Below are 14,327 nucleotides of genomic sequence, written 5' to 3'. Positions count from 1 at the left end.
ACCTCAGCGCAGGTGCGTGTTCAGGAAGTCCAACGCGTCCGGGAGCGATGCCAGGAACGCGCCGCTGTGGTCCTGGCCGGGGTACTGCTGGACCGTCACCCGTATTCCGGGGTTCAGCTCTTGCAGTTTCTTCCCGTAGTTCGCGGTGTCGGTCGGAGGCACATCGATGTCCGCGGTGCCGTAGCCGATCAGGAGATCGCTGGTGAACCGGTCTTCCGGATATCCCGTCAGGGCGGCGATGTCTTCGGCGAAGGTGGGCGTCGGCCGGTCGGGGTCGGCGACGAGCGCCGACGGTCGGCGGCCGTCGGCGCGCTCGACCAGATGCGAAAGGCATTCGTGGGCGGCCTTTTCCACGAAGTCCTTGCCGAAATCGGACAGGTACGGGGTGACGCTGCCTGGGTTCAGTTCCTCCAGCGAGGCCAGATAGTACGCGGCGTAGGCGATCTGGTTCTTGGAGCCGGTCGAGTCCGCCCGGAACATCTCCGGCAGGCTCTTGCTCGGGTCGGTGCGCAGCCCGGTGGCCACCACTCCGCTCAACCCCGTAGCGGAACCGCCTTTCTCGGCATACAGACCGGCCGCGCTCATCACCGCGTGCGCTCCCTCCGACTGACCGACCAAGGCCCATCTGCGTGATAGCGGAATCGGAGTCGTGCGCACCGCCGCGACCGCGTCGATTATCGACATCCCCTCGACGTTCGTGTTGTAGTAGCTGAACTGCCCGCGGGTGCCGAGGCCTTGATAGTCGGGAGCCAGTACCGCGTACCCGTTCTCCAGGATCTGGTCGAAATAGGTGATGTTCCGCTCGGACTGCGGGCGGCGCGACGGCGCGCAGGCATCGCCGATGCCCGCGGTTCCGTGTGCCCACACCACCAGCGGCCATCCTCCCTGCGGCGGCAGGCCCGGGGGCAGATAGAGCGCACCGGATGCCTGCGCGGGTGCGCCGTGCTGATCGGTCGTGGTGTAACCGATCCCGAGCGACACCGCGGCCTTGGGGAAAGTCCACGCGGGATCGAGCAGCTCGATCCCGCTCAATTGCCCGGTCGTCGGGCTTTCCGCTGTCGCAGGGGCCACCCCGAGCGTGACCGCGACGCACATACTTATCGAGGCGGCGACCAGGCCGGATCGCCGAAGGAACGATAGGGACATGCCGCAGCACCATACCGACGCACGCCGATGACCAGACCCTAGCGACACGTGCCACCAGTGGAAATTCTCGAATCCCGCGCAACGGCGGCGAGGGCGAGCGCCTACCCGGTCCGGGCCGACCGCCGCCCTGGCGCCCCGACCACGCCCGGAAACCAGCGATGCATCGCGTAGGCGCCCGCCGCGGCGGTGAGCGCGAGCGCGATGGCCGCTCCGCCGAGCACGGTCACGGCGCTGATCGCGCCGACCGCCACCGGTCCGACGAACATGCCGATGTCGTGGGTGAGCCGCCAGGCCCCGAGGAACTCGGCCCGCTGCCCGTCGGGCGCGACATCAGCGCCGACCGTCATGATCAGCCCGTTGCTCATGCCGTTGGCCAGCCCGAGCAGCACGGCGGCGCAACCGAGCCCGAGCACCGAGGAGGTGCACGGCAGCACACCGAAACCGGCGGCGAACAGGACCATCGACGGCACGCCGGTCGCCCGCCTGCCGTAGCGATCCAGCCACACGCCCGCCGGATACGACATCAGCACGTCCACCGCGCCCGCCAGGCCGAACACCAAACTGGTGGTCGACGCGCTCAGTCCGATGTGCGCGGCCCACAACGGAAGCAGCGCCAGCCGGGCCGCACGCGCGGCCCCGACCAGCAGCGCGGCCAGGCCGAGCGTGCCGAGGGTCCTGCGGTGCTCGACCACGATCGCCGTCAGCGCGTGCCCCGCGCCCGCCTCGCCCGATCCCTCCGGCGATCGGATCGCCGCCATGGCCGCGCCGGCCGCCACCGTGGTCACCAACTGCAACCACAACGCGCCGTTGGGACCGAGCGAATGCACCACGGCCGCACCGAGGAACGGTCCGCAGAAGAACCCCAACCGCATGGAACCGGCCAGCGTCGACATCGCGCGGCCGAGGTCGTTCGGGGGCACCACGGCAACCAGATAGGACTGGCGAGCCAGGCCCCACACCGCGCCCGCCGCGCCGCCCAGCAGCATGCCCAGCGCGAGCACGCCGACATTCGGCGCGATGATCGCCGCGAGCACGCCGATCGCACCGAGCACCGAACCCACCGCAAGCGCACCGCGTTCCCCGATGGTCGCGACGACCCGCCCCGCGGGCAGGTCGGTGAGCACCATGCCCAACCCGGACAACGCGACGATGATCCCCGCCAGCCCGGCCGACGCGCCCAGGTCGAGCGCGCGCAGCGCGTACATCGGCGCCGCCGCGCCGGACCCGATGCCGTACACCACCATCGGCACGAACACCGTCCAGGTCAGCGACCGCAACCGCACGCCGCCGATGTCGCCCGCTACGACGGACCGCTCGCTCATCGCATCGCCGATCGATGCCGCGAGGCCGCGCTCCGCCCGATCACATTCAGCCCGAAGCCGCCGCCCGAGGCGAGACCGCGCGCCGATTGCCATTCCCCATTTCCAGCGAACCTCGCTACCGGAGGGCGGCCGCAGGCAGCTGGTTCACGGCACGCGGTAGGCGTGGTGGAGGCAACCCGCGACACGACAGCAGGAGACTCGGAACCGGCCGACCACCAGCACCCGGAGCGCACCTGGCTCGCATTGCCCTGGAACCCGACTCGCTGGTTCGAGTCGACCAGCACAGCGTGTGGATCGAAGACGCGCACGCTAGCGTGCGCGACCGACTTCGAATGCCCGACCCGTGAGCGGGGCACGGCGTCGGCCGGCCCCGCACCGAACGCGCGGGGCCGACCCATCGCATGCACCGGTGCCGTCCTGTGGCGGACAGCCCGGCGCCCAGGCGGACAGTCGCTTTCGTCGGCGCCGCTCACCGGGCCAGCGCGGGCTGCGGGGCGAAACGGCTGTCGGGGCGGGGCAGGCCGAAGTGGTCGCGCAGCGTGGTGCCGGTGTACTCGGTGCGGAACAGGCCGCGTTCCTGCAGGATCGGCACGACCGTCTCGGCGAAGATCTCCAGTCCGCCCGGGTAGTACGGCGGCATGACGTTGAACCCGTCGGCCGCGCCGTTGCGGAACCATTCCTCGATGGTGTCGGCGACCTGCTCGGGGGTTCCGGCGAACACCCGGTGGCCGCGCGCACCGGCGAGGCGGTGCAGCAGGCCGCGCACGGTCGGCCGTTCGCGCTGCACGATGCCCGCCACGACCTGCAAGCGGCTCTTCCCGTTGTCGGTCACATCGCCCGCCGCGTCGAACAAATCGACCGGGATCGGCTCGTCCAGCGGCAGGTGCCGCAGGCTGATCCCGACGATGCCCTCCAACTGGGCCAGGCCGTATTCCGGCACGGTGAGCTCGTTGAACTCCTGCTCCAATTTCTTGGCCGCCGCCTCGGTGTCGGCGATGAACGGGCTGATCCCCGGCAGGATCTTGATGTGCTCGGGGTCGCGGCCGAAGCCACGGGCCCGCTCCTTGATGTCGGCGTAGAACGCCTGGGCGTCGCTGAGCCGCTGATGCGCGGTGAAGATCGCCTCGGCGTACTTGCCCGCGAACGCCCGCCCGTCGTTCGACGCGCCCGCCTGCACCAGCACCGGGTGGCCCTGCGGCGTGCGCGGCGCGTTGAACGGTCCACGCACCCGCAGGTATTCGCCGGCGAAGTCGATCTGGTGGATCTTCTCCGGGTCGGCGTACACGCCTGAGGCCTGGTCCAGGACGATGGCGTCGTCCTCCCAGCTGTCCCACAGCGCCACCACGGCGTCGACGAATTCCCTAGCACGGGCGTACCGTTCGGCATGGTCGGGATGCTTGTCCAGACCGAAGTTCGCCGCGGCGAGATCGGTGCCGGTGGTGACGATGTTCCAGCCCGCCCGGCCGCGGGAGATGTGGTCCAGCGTGGAGAACAGCCTGGCCAGGTTGTAGGGCTCGTAGTACGTGGTCGACGCGGTGGCGATGAGGCCGAGATGCGACGTCGCGGTGGCGATCGCGGTGAGCAGGGTGATCGGTTCCAGGCCGGAGGTCGCGTTGTGCTTCACGTTGTTGTGCAGGGCGGGTCCGTCGGCGAAGAACACCGCGTCCAGTTTCGCCGCTTCGGCGGTGCGTCCGATCTCCTGGTAGTAGGCGACGTCGTAGATCCGTTCGGGGCTGCTCCACGGATGCCGCCATGCCGCCTCGTGGTGGCCGGAGGGGTAGATGAAGGCGTTGAGGCTGAGTTGGCGCGGTGCGGTCATGAGGCTTTCTTCTCGTCGGTGGGCGTGTCGACGACGTCGACGCCCAGGCTGGCCAGCAGCAGGGAACGGTGCCGCAGGAAGGCGGGATCGCCGTGGCGGCGGGGGCGTTCCAGGTCGATGCGCTGGTCCACCGCGATGCGCCCGTCGTCGAGCACCAGGACACGGTCGGCCAGCAGCACCGCCTCGTCCACGTCGTGGGTGACCAGCAGCACGGCGGGCCGATGCTCGGCGCACAGGTCCTGCAGCAGTGCGTGCATCTTGATCCGGGTCAGCGCGTCCAGCGCGCCGAACGGTTCGTCCGCCAGCAGCAGCTCGGGTTCGCGCACCAGCGAACGCGCCAGGGCGACACGCTGTTGCTCGCCACCGGAAAGCTCCTTGGGCCAGGCCTTCTCCCGGCCCGCGAGCCCGACCTCGGCCAGTGCCGCGCGACCGCGACCGGCGGCGTCCGAACCTCCTAGACCGAGGGTCACATTGTCGAGCACCCGCACCCAAGGCAGCAACCGGGAGTCCTGGAACACCACCGAACGCTCGGTGGGCACGCTCAATTCGCCGGAACCCGGCACGTCGTAGTCCAATTCGGCGAGCGCCCGCAGCAGCGTGCTCTTGCCCGAACCGCTGCGGCCGAGCAGCGCGACGAACTCGCCGCGCGCGATGTCGATGTCGATGTCGCGCAGCACCACCCGGTCGCCGAAGCCACGGCGCAGCCGCCGGGCGCGGACTACGTTCAGTCCCCGAGTGTCTGCCGCCATGACAGCGCCTTCCTTTCCACCGCGCGCACCAGGATGTCGCCGAACAGGCCGAGCAGGCCGTAGATCACCAGGCCGACCACGATGATGTCGATCTGGCCGTAGGTGCGGGCCTGGGTCATCAGGTAACCGATACCGCTGGTGGCGTTGACCTGTTCCACCACGACCAGCGCCAGCCAGGAGATCGTGACGGCCAGCCGCAGGCCGGTGAAGAAGCCGGGCAGCGATCCCGGCAGCGCGATCCGGCGGACGAATCCCCACCGCGACAGTCCGACGGTCTGGGCGAGTTCCACATACCTGGCGTCGACGCTGCGCAGGTGCGCGTGCGTATTCAGGTAGATCGGGATCGCCACGCTGGTGGTGATCACCACCAGCTTCATTTCCTCGCCGATGCCGAACCACACGATGAACAGCGGAATCAGCGCGAGCGTCGGAATGGCGCGCTTGATCTGGATCGGCCCGTCCACCAACGCTTCACCGACCCGGCTCAGCCCGGCCAGCAGCGCCAGCACCAGGCCGATCGCGACACCGAGCCCGAGCCCGATCACGGCGCGCTGCACCGAGGTCAGCAGATTGCTCTGTAAACGGCCGTCGGCGAGCAGGTCACCGGCGGTCTCGGCGACCGTCCACGGCGCGGGCAGGGTCTCCGGATCCAAAGCGCCCGTGGCCGAACCGGCCACCCAGGCGGCGATCAGCAACGCCGGTCCCACCGCGATGCCGAACGGGATGGGGCGGCCAGGACCGAGGCGCGGGCGGGTCGGTTTGCGTTTCCCCAGTATCGGTTCCGCCGTGGAGCGGCCGAGGCCGAAGCGGCGCAGCACCCCGGCGTCGAGGGTCGCCATCAGCGTGCCTTCGGTTCGAACGACGCGCCGCTCTCGGTGACCGCTTGCGTGATCGCGGCGTCGAAGCGCAGGTCGAAGCCGTTGGACGCCTGCACCTTCTTGGGCAGTTCGCCCGCCTTGGCGATGGCGTCGATGGTGGCCTGCTGCCGGTCGACCAACTGCTGGTCCAGATGCGGGAAGACGTAGGTGCCCAGCGAGTCGACGATGCGCTTGGCGTCGTCGGCGCTCACCTTCTGGTTGTCCACGTAGTAGCGGCGCGCCCAGTCCTCCGGGTGGGTGTTGGCCCACTGGTAGGCGCGGACGAACGCGCCGACCAGCGCCCGGGTGGCGGCCGCCTTCGCCGGATCCCGCACGACCGCGCGGCGGGCGTACAGATAGGCGAGACCGCCATAGAGACCTACGGTCTCGGAGTCGGGGACCAGCGAGGTGCCCGGCGTGCGCAGGAACCGGGTGACGTTCGGCTCGATCAGCGGCGCGACGTCGACCTGGCCGGTGCGCACGGCATCGAGGAACTCGGCCAGTTGCAGCCGGACCAGCTGCACGTCGGAGGTGGTGAGCCCGGCCTTGTCGATGGCGCGCAGCACGGCGGCCTGCTGTGCCGTGCCCTCCGCGTAGGCGATCTTCTTGCCCTTCAGATCCGCGAGCTTCGTCACCGACTTGCCCGGCGCCACCGCGAGTTTCAGGGCGGTGGTGCTGGTCTGGTAGGACGCGATGATCGGGACGTCCTGCCCGGCCACCAAGGCGTGGATCGGCGGGACGTCGCCGACCTGGGCGACGTCGGCGGCGCCCGCCCGGAACGCCTCCAGGATGGCGGGACCACCGACGAAGTTGGCGAACTCCACCTTGAACGGAAGCTTGTCGAGCTCGCCGGAGATGCGCAGCACCGATTGCAGGCGCTCGGATTGGTCGGCGACCACGAGGGTGGTGCCTGCGGGAACCTCGGTCGGCAGTGGTCCTTCGGCGGTGGGACCGACCGGCTTGTCGTCCTTCGCGCAGCCGGTGAGTCCGAGGGTCGCAACGGTCGCCACGGCGAGCAATGCGGCGGTCGCGCGGCCACGGAGGCCGGACCGGAACGTACTTGGTCGGAACATAAGGCGAATTAGAACAAGACGAAACCGGCGCGAAAACGGTTTGTCTCAGCCTGGTTCGAACCCCTCAGCGGGGCGGCGCTGCCACCGTCGTCGACCGGACCTGCTGCTGGTAGCGCTGCACGAACGGCAGAATCTGCTGCTCGATCACCGTGTTGTATTCCCGGGGCCGCTGCATCGGATTCGCGTGCCCGGTGTTTCGCGCCAGCACCACCAGCAGCGTGCCGTCCACTCCGCCGGACCGCTCGATCAGCACCCGATGGGAGTACTCGACGTCGACCACGCGGTCGGCGCTCGCGTCGCGCGGCCGGATGAAGACGATGGCGGGCCGTGGCTTGTCGGCCACGGGCTGGGCGAGGGCGCGCAGGTCGTCCGTCGCGCCACCGGCCACGATTGCGGTGAACTGGGATTCGATCAGACCGTTGCTCGCCGCGTCGCGCGAGACGATCTTCTCCCGCATCACTTCCGCCAGCACCTGGCCCAGTTGGCCGAACCGGATGCCGGGCAGCCCGTCGCCCCGGTCGACGAAACGGTCCCGGCGAGCGTAGGTCTCCACGGCCAGCCGGAGCATGCGGCTTTCCCGCGCACCGGGCAGCCAGCCCATCCACCGCAGCATGTCCTCACCGCGCCCGCGACTCTCCGGACGGACCGCGTTCAGGTCGACCGGCGTGCAGTCCAGGATCACCCCGACCAGTCTGCGGTCGCTGTCCCGGTGGATGTGCTCGGCGACCTCCAGTGCGATCACGCCGCCCATGCTGTGGCCGACGAGCACGATGTTGCGCAGGCCCGACAGTTCGGCGGCGCGCACGACGAGGTCGGCGATCACCTTGGTGTCGATACCTTGATTGTCGTAGCGGATCGCCCACACCATGCCCATCCTGCGCAGAGCGGGCAGCGCGGCGGCGGTGCCACTGGCGTCGAGCCCGCCGAGCCCGACCAGATCCACCACGACGGTGTCCCAGTTCTGCGGGTCCACCGGCGGGGCGACGGGCAGGATGGCGGGCTCGGTGCGCGCCAGTCGCGCCTGTTCCGGCGCGACGTCGTACTTCCAGTACTGCGCGAACACCACGAGTCCGGCCAGCAGCAGTGCGGCCACCCGAAGCAGCGTCACCCTGGTGCGGCGCAACGTCTTCCACCCGTGCCCCAGGCTCGTGTCCCGCAGCCGAGATCGGCGTCGCGCGTCATCCCAGTCGGAGACGGTGGACGGGTGCCTCTCGTCCATCGGCGACATCCATCCCACTGTAGGCACGGGTGCGGGCGGTCGCCATGAGCCCGCTATCGTTCAGCGTGCCGCCTCGGCCTTGGCCGCGAGTTTGCCCAGCGAGTTCCGCCGACCGATTTGTTGTCGTCGAGCGCGATTAAGCTCGACAGACCGTCGGGTACCTCCTGGATGTCGGTGGCGCCCTCGACATAGCGCAAGGTAGCTGACAGTGTGCTCGTCGCCACCGACGGATCGCAGGTCGTGAATTCGATGATCTGCACCACGTGCTCGTGCGGGCCGCGCGAAATGCTGTGCGCGGTGGCCTTGCCGCTACCGTGGACTCGTCGCGCAAGCGAGCGTGATTCGGAACACGCCGACCTCTCCGGGCATCGAATTCGCGCACGTGTCCGGTCCTGCCGTCTGGCACCATCCACTGCCGCACCGCTTCCGCGCGCAGATGCCACCGAACACGGGTCGCGCGTCCGCACTCAGCGGGGTCACCGACACGTTCGGGGAGACTCGCGTCGCGGAAACGCCATCGATCAGCGGAAAGGCGACCAGGCGGGCTCGAACCACCCCGGGGCGGCGGCGATGAATCGCGCACGCTCCCAGCCGCCCGCGCCTTGCGGCACCGAACCCACCAGGTCGACGCCGCTGACGCGCGGCAGGTCGATGCGATTGCATTCGGCGGCGAGATCCGGTTCGGCGGGCCAAGAGCCGATCACCAGGCCTTGGCACCGCACGCCCGCCGATTGCAGTGCGCGGGTGGTCAGTTCGGTGTGGTTGAGCGTCCCCAGCCCGGCCGCGGTGACCAGCAGGACGGGCGCGCCGAGTTTCTGGGCGAGGTCGAGCAGGGTGAAATCGCCTAGGCGCACCAGCAATCCGCCCGCGCCCTCGACCAGGACGAGGTCGGCGTCGGTCAGGGAATCGACGGCGGCGGCGGTCTCGGCGAGTGTCAGCTCCGGCAGCCCGGCCCGGCGGGCGGCGGTGTCGGGCGCCAGCGGGTCCGGGTAGCGGGCGAGTTCGAGCGTGCGGGTGACGCCGGACAACCGTTGGATCTCCGCGAGGTCTCCGGGTTCGCCCACCGCGACACCGGTCTGGCCCGGCTTGCACACCGCCACCGAACGGCCGTTCGCCATCGCCGCGGCGGCGACGGCCGCGGTGACGACGGTCTTGCCGACATCGGTGGAGGTTCCGGTGATCAGCAGGACGGTCATGCCGCCACCGCCTCTCGCGCCTGCGCCAGCACTTCGCCGAGCACCGTCGCGATGGAGTCGAGTTCGGCCGGTGTGAGATTCGCCCGCGCGGTCAAGCGCAGTCGCGACGTGCCTTCCGGAACCGTCGGCGGACGGAAGCAGCCAACGTCCAGCCCGTGCGCTCGGCACGCCTGCGCGGCGTCGAAGGCCACTTGCGCCGGACCGAGCACGACCGACACCACCGCCGAAGGCGGCGCGGGCACACCGGCGATCCCGGCGATGTCCGCGGCGCGCGCCAGCACCCGCTCGGCCAGCTCCGGCTGGGCGCGCAGCACCCGCAACGCGGCCCGCGCGGCGCCGACGGCGGCGGGCGCGAGACCGGTGTCGAAGATGAACGTGCGCGCGGCGTCGATCAGGTGGGCGCGCACCCGGCCACTGCTCAGCACCACACCGCCCTGCGCGGCAAGGGATTTCGACAGCGTCGCGGTGATCACCAGATCCGGCGCCCCCGCCAGGCCCGACTCGTGCGCCAACCCGCGTCCGCCCGCCCCGCGCACACCGATGCCGTGTGCCTCGTCCACCACGAGCACCGCCCCGTTGGCCCTGGTCACCCGGTGCAGTTCGGTCAACGGCGCGAGATCGCCGTCGGCGCTGAACACCGAATCCGTTAGCACCAGCGCACGTTCCTCGACGCGCTCCGACAGCAGCCGCTCCACCGCCGCGACGTCGCGATGCGGCGCGATCTCCACCCTGGCGCGGGAGAGCCTGCACGCGTCCACCAGCGAGGCGTGGCTGCCCGCGTCGGAGATCACCAGCGAACCGCGCCCGGCCAGCGCGGTCACCGCGCCGAGGTTGGCCGCGTATCCGGAGGCGAACACGAGTCCCGCTTCGACGCCGACGAATTCGGCCAACTCGGTCTCCAGCAGTTCGTGCTCGGTGGTGGTGCCGGTGACCAGCCGCGACCCGGTCGACCCCGCACCCCAGCGGCGCACCGCCTCGATCGCGCCTTCGATCACCTCGGGGTGGCGCACCAGGCCGAGATAGTCGTTGGAGGCGAGATCGATCGACGGCGCCTGCGGGGCGCGCGGCCGCAGCTCGCGGCGCAGTCCCGCGGCCACGCGCGCGGAAGCGCGTTCGTCCAACCAGCTCAACGGATCGGTAGTCACAGCTCCGAAGCATACTTGAACACCGTTCAGGGCACTCTCCCGCAGGTCCGCTGGTACCGTTGAGCCCATCGTTGGTGGTGTCACCGGCCCGCGGTGACAAGCTGCACCGGGAGGTACACGGCCGGATGCCGCGGTGGGCGATAGTCGTCGAGGAAACAACGGGCTCGGGCGATCACAAGCGCTGGTCACCCCGAATCCTGACGGAAGTGGTCGGCACGCGCGCACAAGCGCTGGCGAAACTGGCCGGAGTGCTGCCCACCTACACCCCGGAGCATCCCAAGCTGCGGGGTCGCCGCGTCGTGCTCCGCGACGGTGACACCTATCTACTGATGGTGCGCGGCTGGTCGGACGACTACCACTGCATCTTCCGGGTGTGGGAGATGCTGTCCGACAGCGATCGTCCCGACCTCGCCGACGGCCGCCCTAATTCGTCCGATCGGCTCACGGACCGGTGAACCAGTTCGGCGTATCCAGCCGGAACACCTCGCCGGGCGTCAGCGAGCGCAGATCGCGCTCCAGGTCGGCCAGCCGATCCGCGCCGAGCAGTTCCGACCAGCGATCGTGGATCCGGTCGAACGTTCGCGCCGATCGGGTCAGCACGTCATCGGCGCGTTCGGTGAGCGTGTAGACCTTGCGCCGCGCGTCGGACGGATCGTGCCCGCGGCGAAGGTAGCCCAGCCGCTCCAACGCCTCGATATGCTTGCCCGCGGCCTGTTTCGAGACACCGAGCGCGCGCCCCAGGTCGGCGGCCGTGCAACCGTGCGGCCCGCCCGCGCGGCCGATCGCCTGGAAGACGAAGCCGTGCATCGGCCGCAACTCGGCGTGACCGTGCTCGGCCAGATCCGCGTGCACCTCGTCGATCACAGCCCGGAAGCCGAGCAGCATGCGCAGCGGCAGCTCATAGCCACCCCTGTCACTTGACATGATGGACAACCTCGTTGACTATATAGACAACCATGTTGTCTATTATAGAGGTGGTAGCCAGATGACCGTCATCCGACACTCCGACACCCGCCGCACCGAAACCCCTGGCGGTGTCATGACCACGCTCGCCTCCCCCACCCAGGGCGGCTCCGGACTCGCGTTGTGGCGGGTCGAGGTGCCCGCCGACACCGCGGGACCGCTGCACTTCATCGACGCCGAGCAGATCTGGACCGTCCTCGCCGGACGGCTCGACGTCACGCTCGACGGCACGGAACTCACCGCGGCCGAAGGGGATACGGTGATCCTCCCGCCGAACACGCTGCGACAGGTGCACACCGGCGACGGCTTCACCGCCATCGTCACCGCGCCCGCGGGGGCGCGGGCAGGCACACCGGACAGCGACGGCACCATCGTCCCGCCCTGGATCGCCTGACCGGTCACCGACCGATCCCCGCGGCGACCGCGGCGCGCATGCCGGCGGTGATCGTGGCGATGTCGCCGGACGTGCTGATGAACGGCGGCATGGTGTAGACGAGGTTGCGGAACGGACGCAGCCACACCCCGGCCGCCACCGCGGCGTCGGTCGCGGCGCGCATGTCGACCGGGTGGTCCAGCTCGACCACACCGATCGCACCGAGCACACGCGCCTCGATCACGCCCGGCAGCTCGCGCGCCGGGGCCAGGCCCGCAGCCAGCTCCGCTTCGATCCGGGTCACCTCGCCGCGCCAGTCGCGCGAGCGCAGCAACTCGATCGACGCGACGGCGACCGCGCAGGCCAGCGGGTTGCCCATGAACGTGGGGCCGTGCATGAGCCCGCCGTGCGCCGCGCTGATCGTCTCGGCGATCCGCGTGGTGCACAGCGCGGCGGCCAGGGTGAGGTAACCGCCGGTCAGCGCCTTGCCCACGCACATCACATCCGGGCTCACCCCGGCCAGGTCGGCCGCGAAAAGCGTTCCGGTGCGACCGAATCCGGTCGCGATTTCGTCGAAGACGAGCAGCACCCCGTGCTCGTCGCACAACCTGCGCAGGTCGGCGAGATAGCCAGGATGATGCCAGCGCATCCCGCCCGCCCCTTGGACGATCGGCTCCACGATGACCGCCGCGAGTTCGCCCGCGTGCGCGGCGATCATGCGCTCCAGTTCCGCCGTGTATTCCGGGTGGTACTCGCTCGGCGGCACCGGCGCGAACAGCTGATTCGCCAGGATGTCGGTCCACAGCGAGTGCATGCCGCCCTCGGGGTCGCACACGCTCATCGGGGTGAAGGTGTCGCCGTGGTAGCCGCCGCGCCAGGTGAGCAGCCGCCGCTTCTCCGGCTTGCCCAGCGAACGCCAGTACTGCAGGCACATCTTCACGGCGACCTCGACCGACACCGAGCCGGAGTCGCACAGGAACACCTTGTCCAGCCCGGCCGGTGTCGATTCGACCAGCAGCTCGGCCAGCCGGGCCGCCGGCTCGTGGGTGAGCCCGCCGAACATCACATGACTCATCCGCCGCGACTGGTCGACCAGCGCGGCGTCGAGCACCGGGTGCCGGTAACCGTGGATGGCGGCCCACCAGGAACTCATGCCGTCGACCAGCTCGCGTCCGTCGGCCAGGGTCAGCCTGGTCCCCGCGGCGGCGGCCACCACCAGCGGTTCGGTCGTCGCGGGGAAGCCGCCGTACGGATGCCAGACGTGCTCGGCGTCGAGGGCGGTGATCTGGTCGGGGGTCAGTGCCACAGGAATCCTCGCGTCACGGCCCGGGTCGCCCCGGAGCGGCTTGAACACCGTTCAAGTTAGCACCCGAGCTGGTCGGGTTCGCAAGGGTGGCCGAGTTCGGCCGTTTCCCAGCCCGGTGGCGTCGCGGCGGAATATTCTTTGACAAAGTCAAAGATTGGAGCCGCCGTGACCGCTGCCGCCCCCGCCGACATCGCCGCCGTCCGCGAGTTCAACCGCCACTACACGCGCGTGATCGGCGTGCTGCGCGAAGGACTGCACGACAGCCGCTACTCGCTCACCGAGGCGCGGATACTGTTCGAGCTGGCCGCGTCCGACGCCACCGAAGTGGTCGCGCTACGCCACGCCCTCGACCTGGACGCGGGCTACCTCAGCCGCATTTTGGCCCGGTTCGAGCAGTCCGGCCTGGTGCGGCGCAACCGCTCCGGCAGTGACGGCCGCCGCCAGGAGGTCCGGCTGACCGATCGGGGCAGGGAGATCTTCGCGACGCTCGATCAGCGCTCCAGCGACGAAGTGGGCGCGCTGCTCGACGCGCAGCCGCAAGCGACCCGCGCGCGCCTGATCACGGCGATGCGAACCATTCAGCAGATTTTGGACCGGCCCGCCGACGCACCTGCTTTCTCGCTGCGACGCCCGCGCTCCGGTGATTACGGCTGGGTGATCCAGCGTCATGCCGAGCTCTACGCGAACGAATACGGCTGGGACGCGACCTACGAGGAACTGATCGTGCGCATCGTGGCCGACTATCTGACTTCCCGCGACGAGCAGCGCGAGCGCGCCTGGATCGCGGAATCCGACGGCCGCCCGGTGGGTAGCGTCTTCTGCGTTCGCGAGGACGACACCACCGCGCGCCTGCGGTTGCTCCTGGTCGAGCCGACCGTCCGCGGTCTCGGCGTCGGCTCGGCGCTGGTGGACGAATGCCTGCGATTCGCCACGGCGGCGGGCTACCGGGAGATCGTGCTGTGGACCAACGACGTGCTCACCGCCGCGCGGCGCGTCTACCAGCGCGCGGGATTCGAGCTCGTCGACCAGAGCCCGCATCACAGCTGGGGGCACGACCTGGTCGGCCAGACCTGGCGGCGGTCGCTCACATCCGCGAAGTGAGCCGCGCGCCCGCTCACGAGCCGCCACACGATGCGCCGGGTCGCATGCGCTTCCGCTA

Annotated in this window: 15 protein-coding genes; 3 read left to right on the top strand and 12 right to left on the bottom strand. The window is 70.0% G+C overall.

Going from position 1 to position 14,327, the window contains the following annotated elements; genetic code table 11:
• Nucleotides 1-3: 3 nt before the first annotated feature.
• The 10 genes from ACWESM_RS27905 to ACWESM_RS27860 form a co-directional block, all read right to left on the bottom strand.
• Complete coding sequence (locus ACWESM_RS27905) at nt 4-1,146, bottom strand: alpha/beta hydrolase family protein (protein ID WP_452494247.1); 1,143 nt, start codon at nt 1,144-1,146, stop codon at nt 4-6.
• A gap of 101 nt (nt 1,147-1,247) precedes the next feature.
• Nucleotides 1,248-2,468 carry an MFS transporter gene (locus tag ACWESM_RS27900; RefSeq protein ID WP_452494246.1) on the bottom strand — a complete coding sequence of 407 codons (1,221 nt, stop codon included), beginning with the start codon at nt 2,466-2,468 and terminating at the stop codon, nt 1,248-1,250.
• A gap of 469 nt (nt 2,469-2,937) precedes the next feature.
• Entirely contained in the window at nt 2,938-4,287 is a 1,350-nt protein-coding gene (locus tag ACWESM_RS27895; RefSeq protein WP_452494244.1) for an LLM class flavin-dependent oxidoreductase, read from the bottom strand.
• Nucleotides 4,284-5,036, bottom strand: a complete 753-nt coding sequence (locus ACWESM_RS27890) for an ABC transporter ATP-binding protein (protein ID WP_355078296.1) — start codon at nt 5,034-5,036, stop codon at nt 4,284-4,286. The genes ACWESM_RS27895 and ACWESM_RS27890 overlap by 4 nt, the downstream gene beginning before the upstream one ends.
• A complete protein-coding gene (locus ACWESM_RS27885) occupies nt 5,012-5,875 on the bottom strand; it encodes an ABC transporter permease (protein WP_364430537.1) in 864 nt (287 codons plus the stop codon). The genes ACWESM_RS27890 and ACWESM_RS27885 overlap by 25 nt, the downstream gene beginning before the upstream one ends.
• Nucleotides 5,875-6,966, bottom strand: a complete 1,092-nt coding sequence (locus ACWESM_RS27880; RefSeq protein WP_355078298.1) for an ABC transporter substrate-binding protein — start codon at nt 6,964-6,966, stop codon at nt 5,875-5,877. The genes ACWESM_RS27885 and ACWESM_RS27880 overlap by 1 nt, the downstream gene beginning before the upstream one ends.
• Before the next feature lie 64 nt (nt 6,967-7,030).
• The gene (locus ACWESM_RS27875) at nt 7,031-8,194 is read right to left on the bottom strand and encodes an alpha/beta hydrolase (protein WP_364430540.1); all 1,164 of its coding nucleotides are present in this window, start codon (nt 8,192-8,194) and stop codon (nt 7,031-7,033) included.
• A gap of 44 nt (nt 8,195-8,238) precedes the next feature.
• On the bottom strand, nt 8,239-8,445 hold the full coding sequence (locus ACWESM_RS27870) for a hypothetical protein (RefSeq protein WP_364430543.1): 207 nt from the start codon (nt 8,443-8,445) through the stop codon (nt 8,239-8,241).
• A gap of 261 nt (nt 8,446-8,706) precedes the next feature.
• On the bottom strand, nt 8,707-9,381 hold the full coding sequence (bioD, locus tag ACWESM_RS27865; protein ID WP_355078301.1) for a dethiobiotin synthase: 675 nt from the start codon (nt 9,379-9,381) through the stop codon (nt 8,707-8,709).
• The gene (locus ACWESM_RS27860; RefSeq protein ID WP_397279455.1) at nt 9,378-10,526 is read right to left on the bottom strand and encodes an 8-amino-7-oxononanoate synthase; all 1,149 of its coding nucleotides are present in this window, start codon (nt 10,524-10,526) and stop codon (nt 9,378-9,380) included. Before ACWESM_RS27860 ends, bioD begins: the two co-directional genes overlap by 4 nt.
• Before the next feature lie 59 nt (nt 10,527-10,585).
• On the opposite strand from ACWESM_RS27860, the gene ACWESM_RS27855 reads away from it, so the two are divergent.
• Nucleotides 10,586-10,981 carry a hypothetical protein gene (locus ACWESM_RS27855; protein WP_355078303.1) on the top strand — a complete coding sequence of 132 codons (396 nt, stop codon included), beginning with the start codon at nt 10,586-10,588 and terminating at the stop codon, nt 10,979-10,981.
• On the opposite strand, the gene ACWESM_RS27850 is transcribed toward ACWESM_RS27855, so the two are convergent.
• Complete coding sequence (locus ACWESM_RS27850; RefSeq protein WP_364430550.1) at nt 10,968-11,450, bottom strand: MarR family winged helix-turn-helix transcriptional regulator; 483 nt, start codon at nt 11,448-11,450, stop codon at nt 10,968-10,970. The genes ACWESM_RS27855 and ACWESM_RS27850 overlap by 14 nt on opposite strands.
• Before the next feature lie 61 nt (nt 11,451-11,511).
• On the opposite strand from ACWESM_RS27850, the gene ACWESM_RS27845 reads away from it, so the two are divergent.
• On the top strand, nt 11,512-11,883 hold the full coding sequence (locus ACWESM_RS27845) for a cupin domain-containing protein (RefSeq protein ID WP_364430553.1): 372 nt from the start codon (nt 11,512-11,514) through the stop codon (nt 11,881-11,883).
• Nucleotides 11,884-11,887: 4 nt separating this feature from the next.
• Here the strand turns inward: ACWESM_RS27845 and ACWESM_RS27840 are convergent, their stop codons facing one another.
• A complete protein-coding gene (locus tag ACWESM_RS27840) occupies nt 11,888-13,168 on the bottom strand; it encodes an adenosylmethionine--8-amino-7-oxononanoate transaminase (RefSeq protein ID WP_355078306.1) in 1,281 nt (426 codons plus the stop codon).
• Nucleotides 13,169-13,333: 165 nt separating this feature from the next.
• Here ACWESM_RS27840 and ACWESM_RS27835 point away from each other — a divergent pair, with 165 nt between their 5' ends.
• The gene (locus tag ACWESM_RS27835) at nt 13,334-14,269 is read left to right on the top strand and encodes a bifunctional helix-turn-helix transcriptional regulator/GNAT family N-acetyltransferase (protein ID WP_364430559.1); all 936 of its coding nucleotides are present in this window, start codon (nt 13,334-13,336) and stop codon (nt 14,267-14,269) included.
• The last annotated feature ends 58 nt before the right edge of the window (nt 14,270-14,327 follow it).

This window comes from Nocardia sp. NPDC003999 (assembly GCF_053604885.1).
Note: the sequence above shows the minus strand (reverse complement) of the source record. Positions and strands in the feature narration are given on the sequence as shown.

What these genes read in the sequence shown, in the direction of transcription:
- ACWESM_RS27905 (WP_452494247.1), bottom strand. Translation starts at nt 1,146, where the DNA reads ATGTCCCTATCGTTCCTTCGGCGATCCGGCCTGGTCGCCGCCTCGATA.
- ACWESM_RS27900 (WP_452494246.1), bottom strand. Translation starts at nt 2,468, where the DNA reads ATGAGCGAGCGGTCCGTCGTAGCGGGCGACATCGGCGGCGTGCGGTTG.
- ACWESM_RS27895 (WP_452494244.1), bottom strand. Translation starts at nt 4,287, where the DNA reads ATGACCGCACCGCGCCAACTCAGCCTCAACGCCTTCATCTACCCCTCC.
- ACWESM_RS27890 (WP_355078296.1), bottom strand. Translation starts at nt 5,036, where the DNA reads ATGGCGGCAGACACTCGGGGACTGAACGTAGTCCGCGCCCGGCGGCTG.
- ACWESM_RS27885 (WP_364430537.1), bottom strand. Translation starts at nt 5,875, where the DNA reads ATGGCGACCCTCGACGCCGGGGTGCTGCGCCGCTTCGGCCTCGGCCGC.
- ACWESM_RS27880 (WP_355078298.1), bottom strand. Translation starts at nt 6,966, where the DNA reads ATGTTCCGACCAAGTACGTTCCGGTCCGGCCTCCGTGGCCGCGCGACC.
- ACWESM_RS27875 (WP_364430540.1), bottom strand. Translation starts at nt 8,194, where the DNA reads ATGTCGCCGATGGACGAGAGGCACCCGTCCACCGTCTCCGACTGGGAT.
- bioD (WP_355078301.1), bottom strand. Translation starts at nt 9,381, where the DNA reads ATGACCGTCCTGCTGATCACCGGAACCTCCACCGATGTCGGCAAGACC.
- ACWESM_RS27850 (WP_364430550.1), bottom strand. Translation starts at nt 11,450, where the DNA reads ATGTCAAGTGACAGGGGTGGCTATGAGCTGCCGCTGCGCATGCTGCTC.
- ACWESM_RS27845 (WP_364430553.1), top strand. Translation starts at nt 11,512, where the DNA reads ATGACCGTCATCCGACACTCCGACACCCGCCGCACCGAAACCCCTGGC.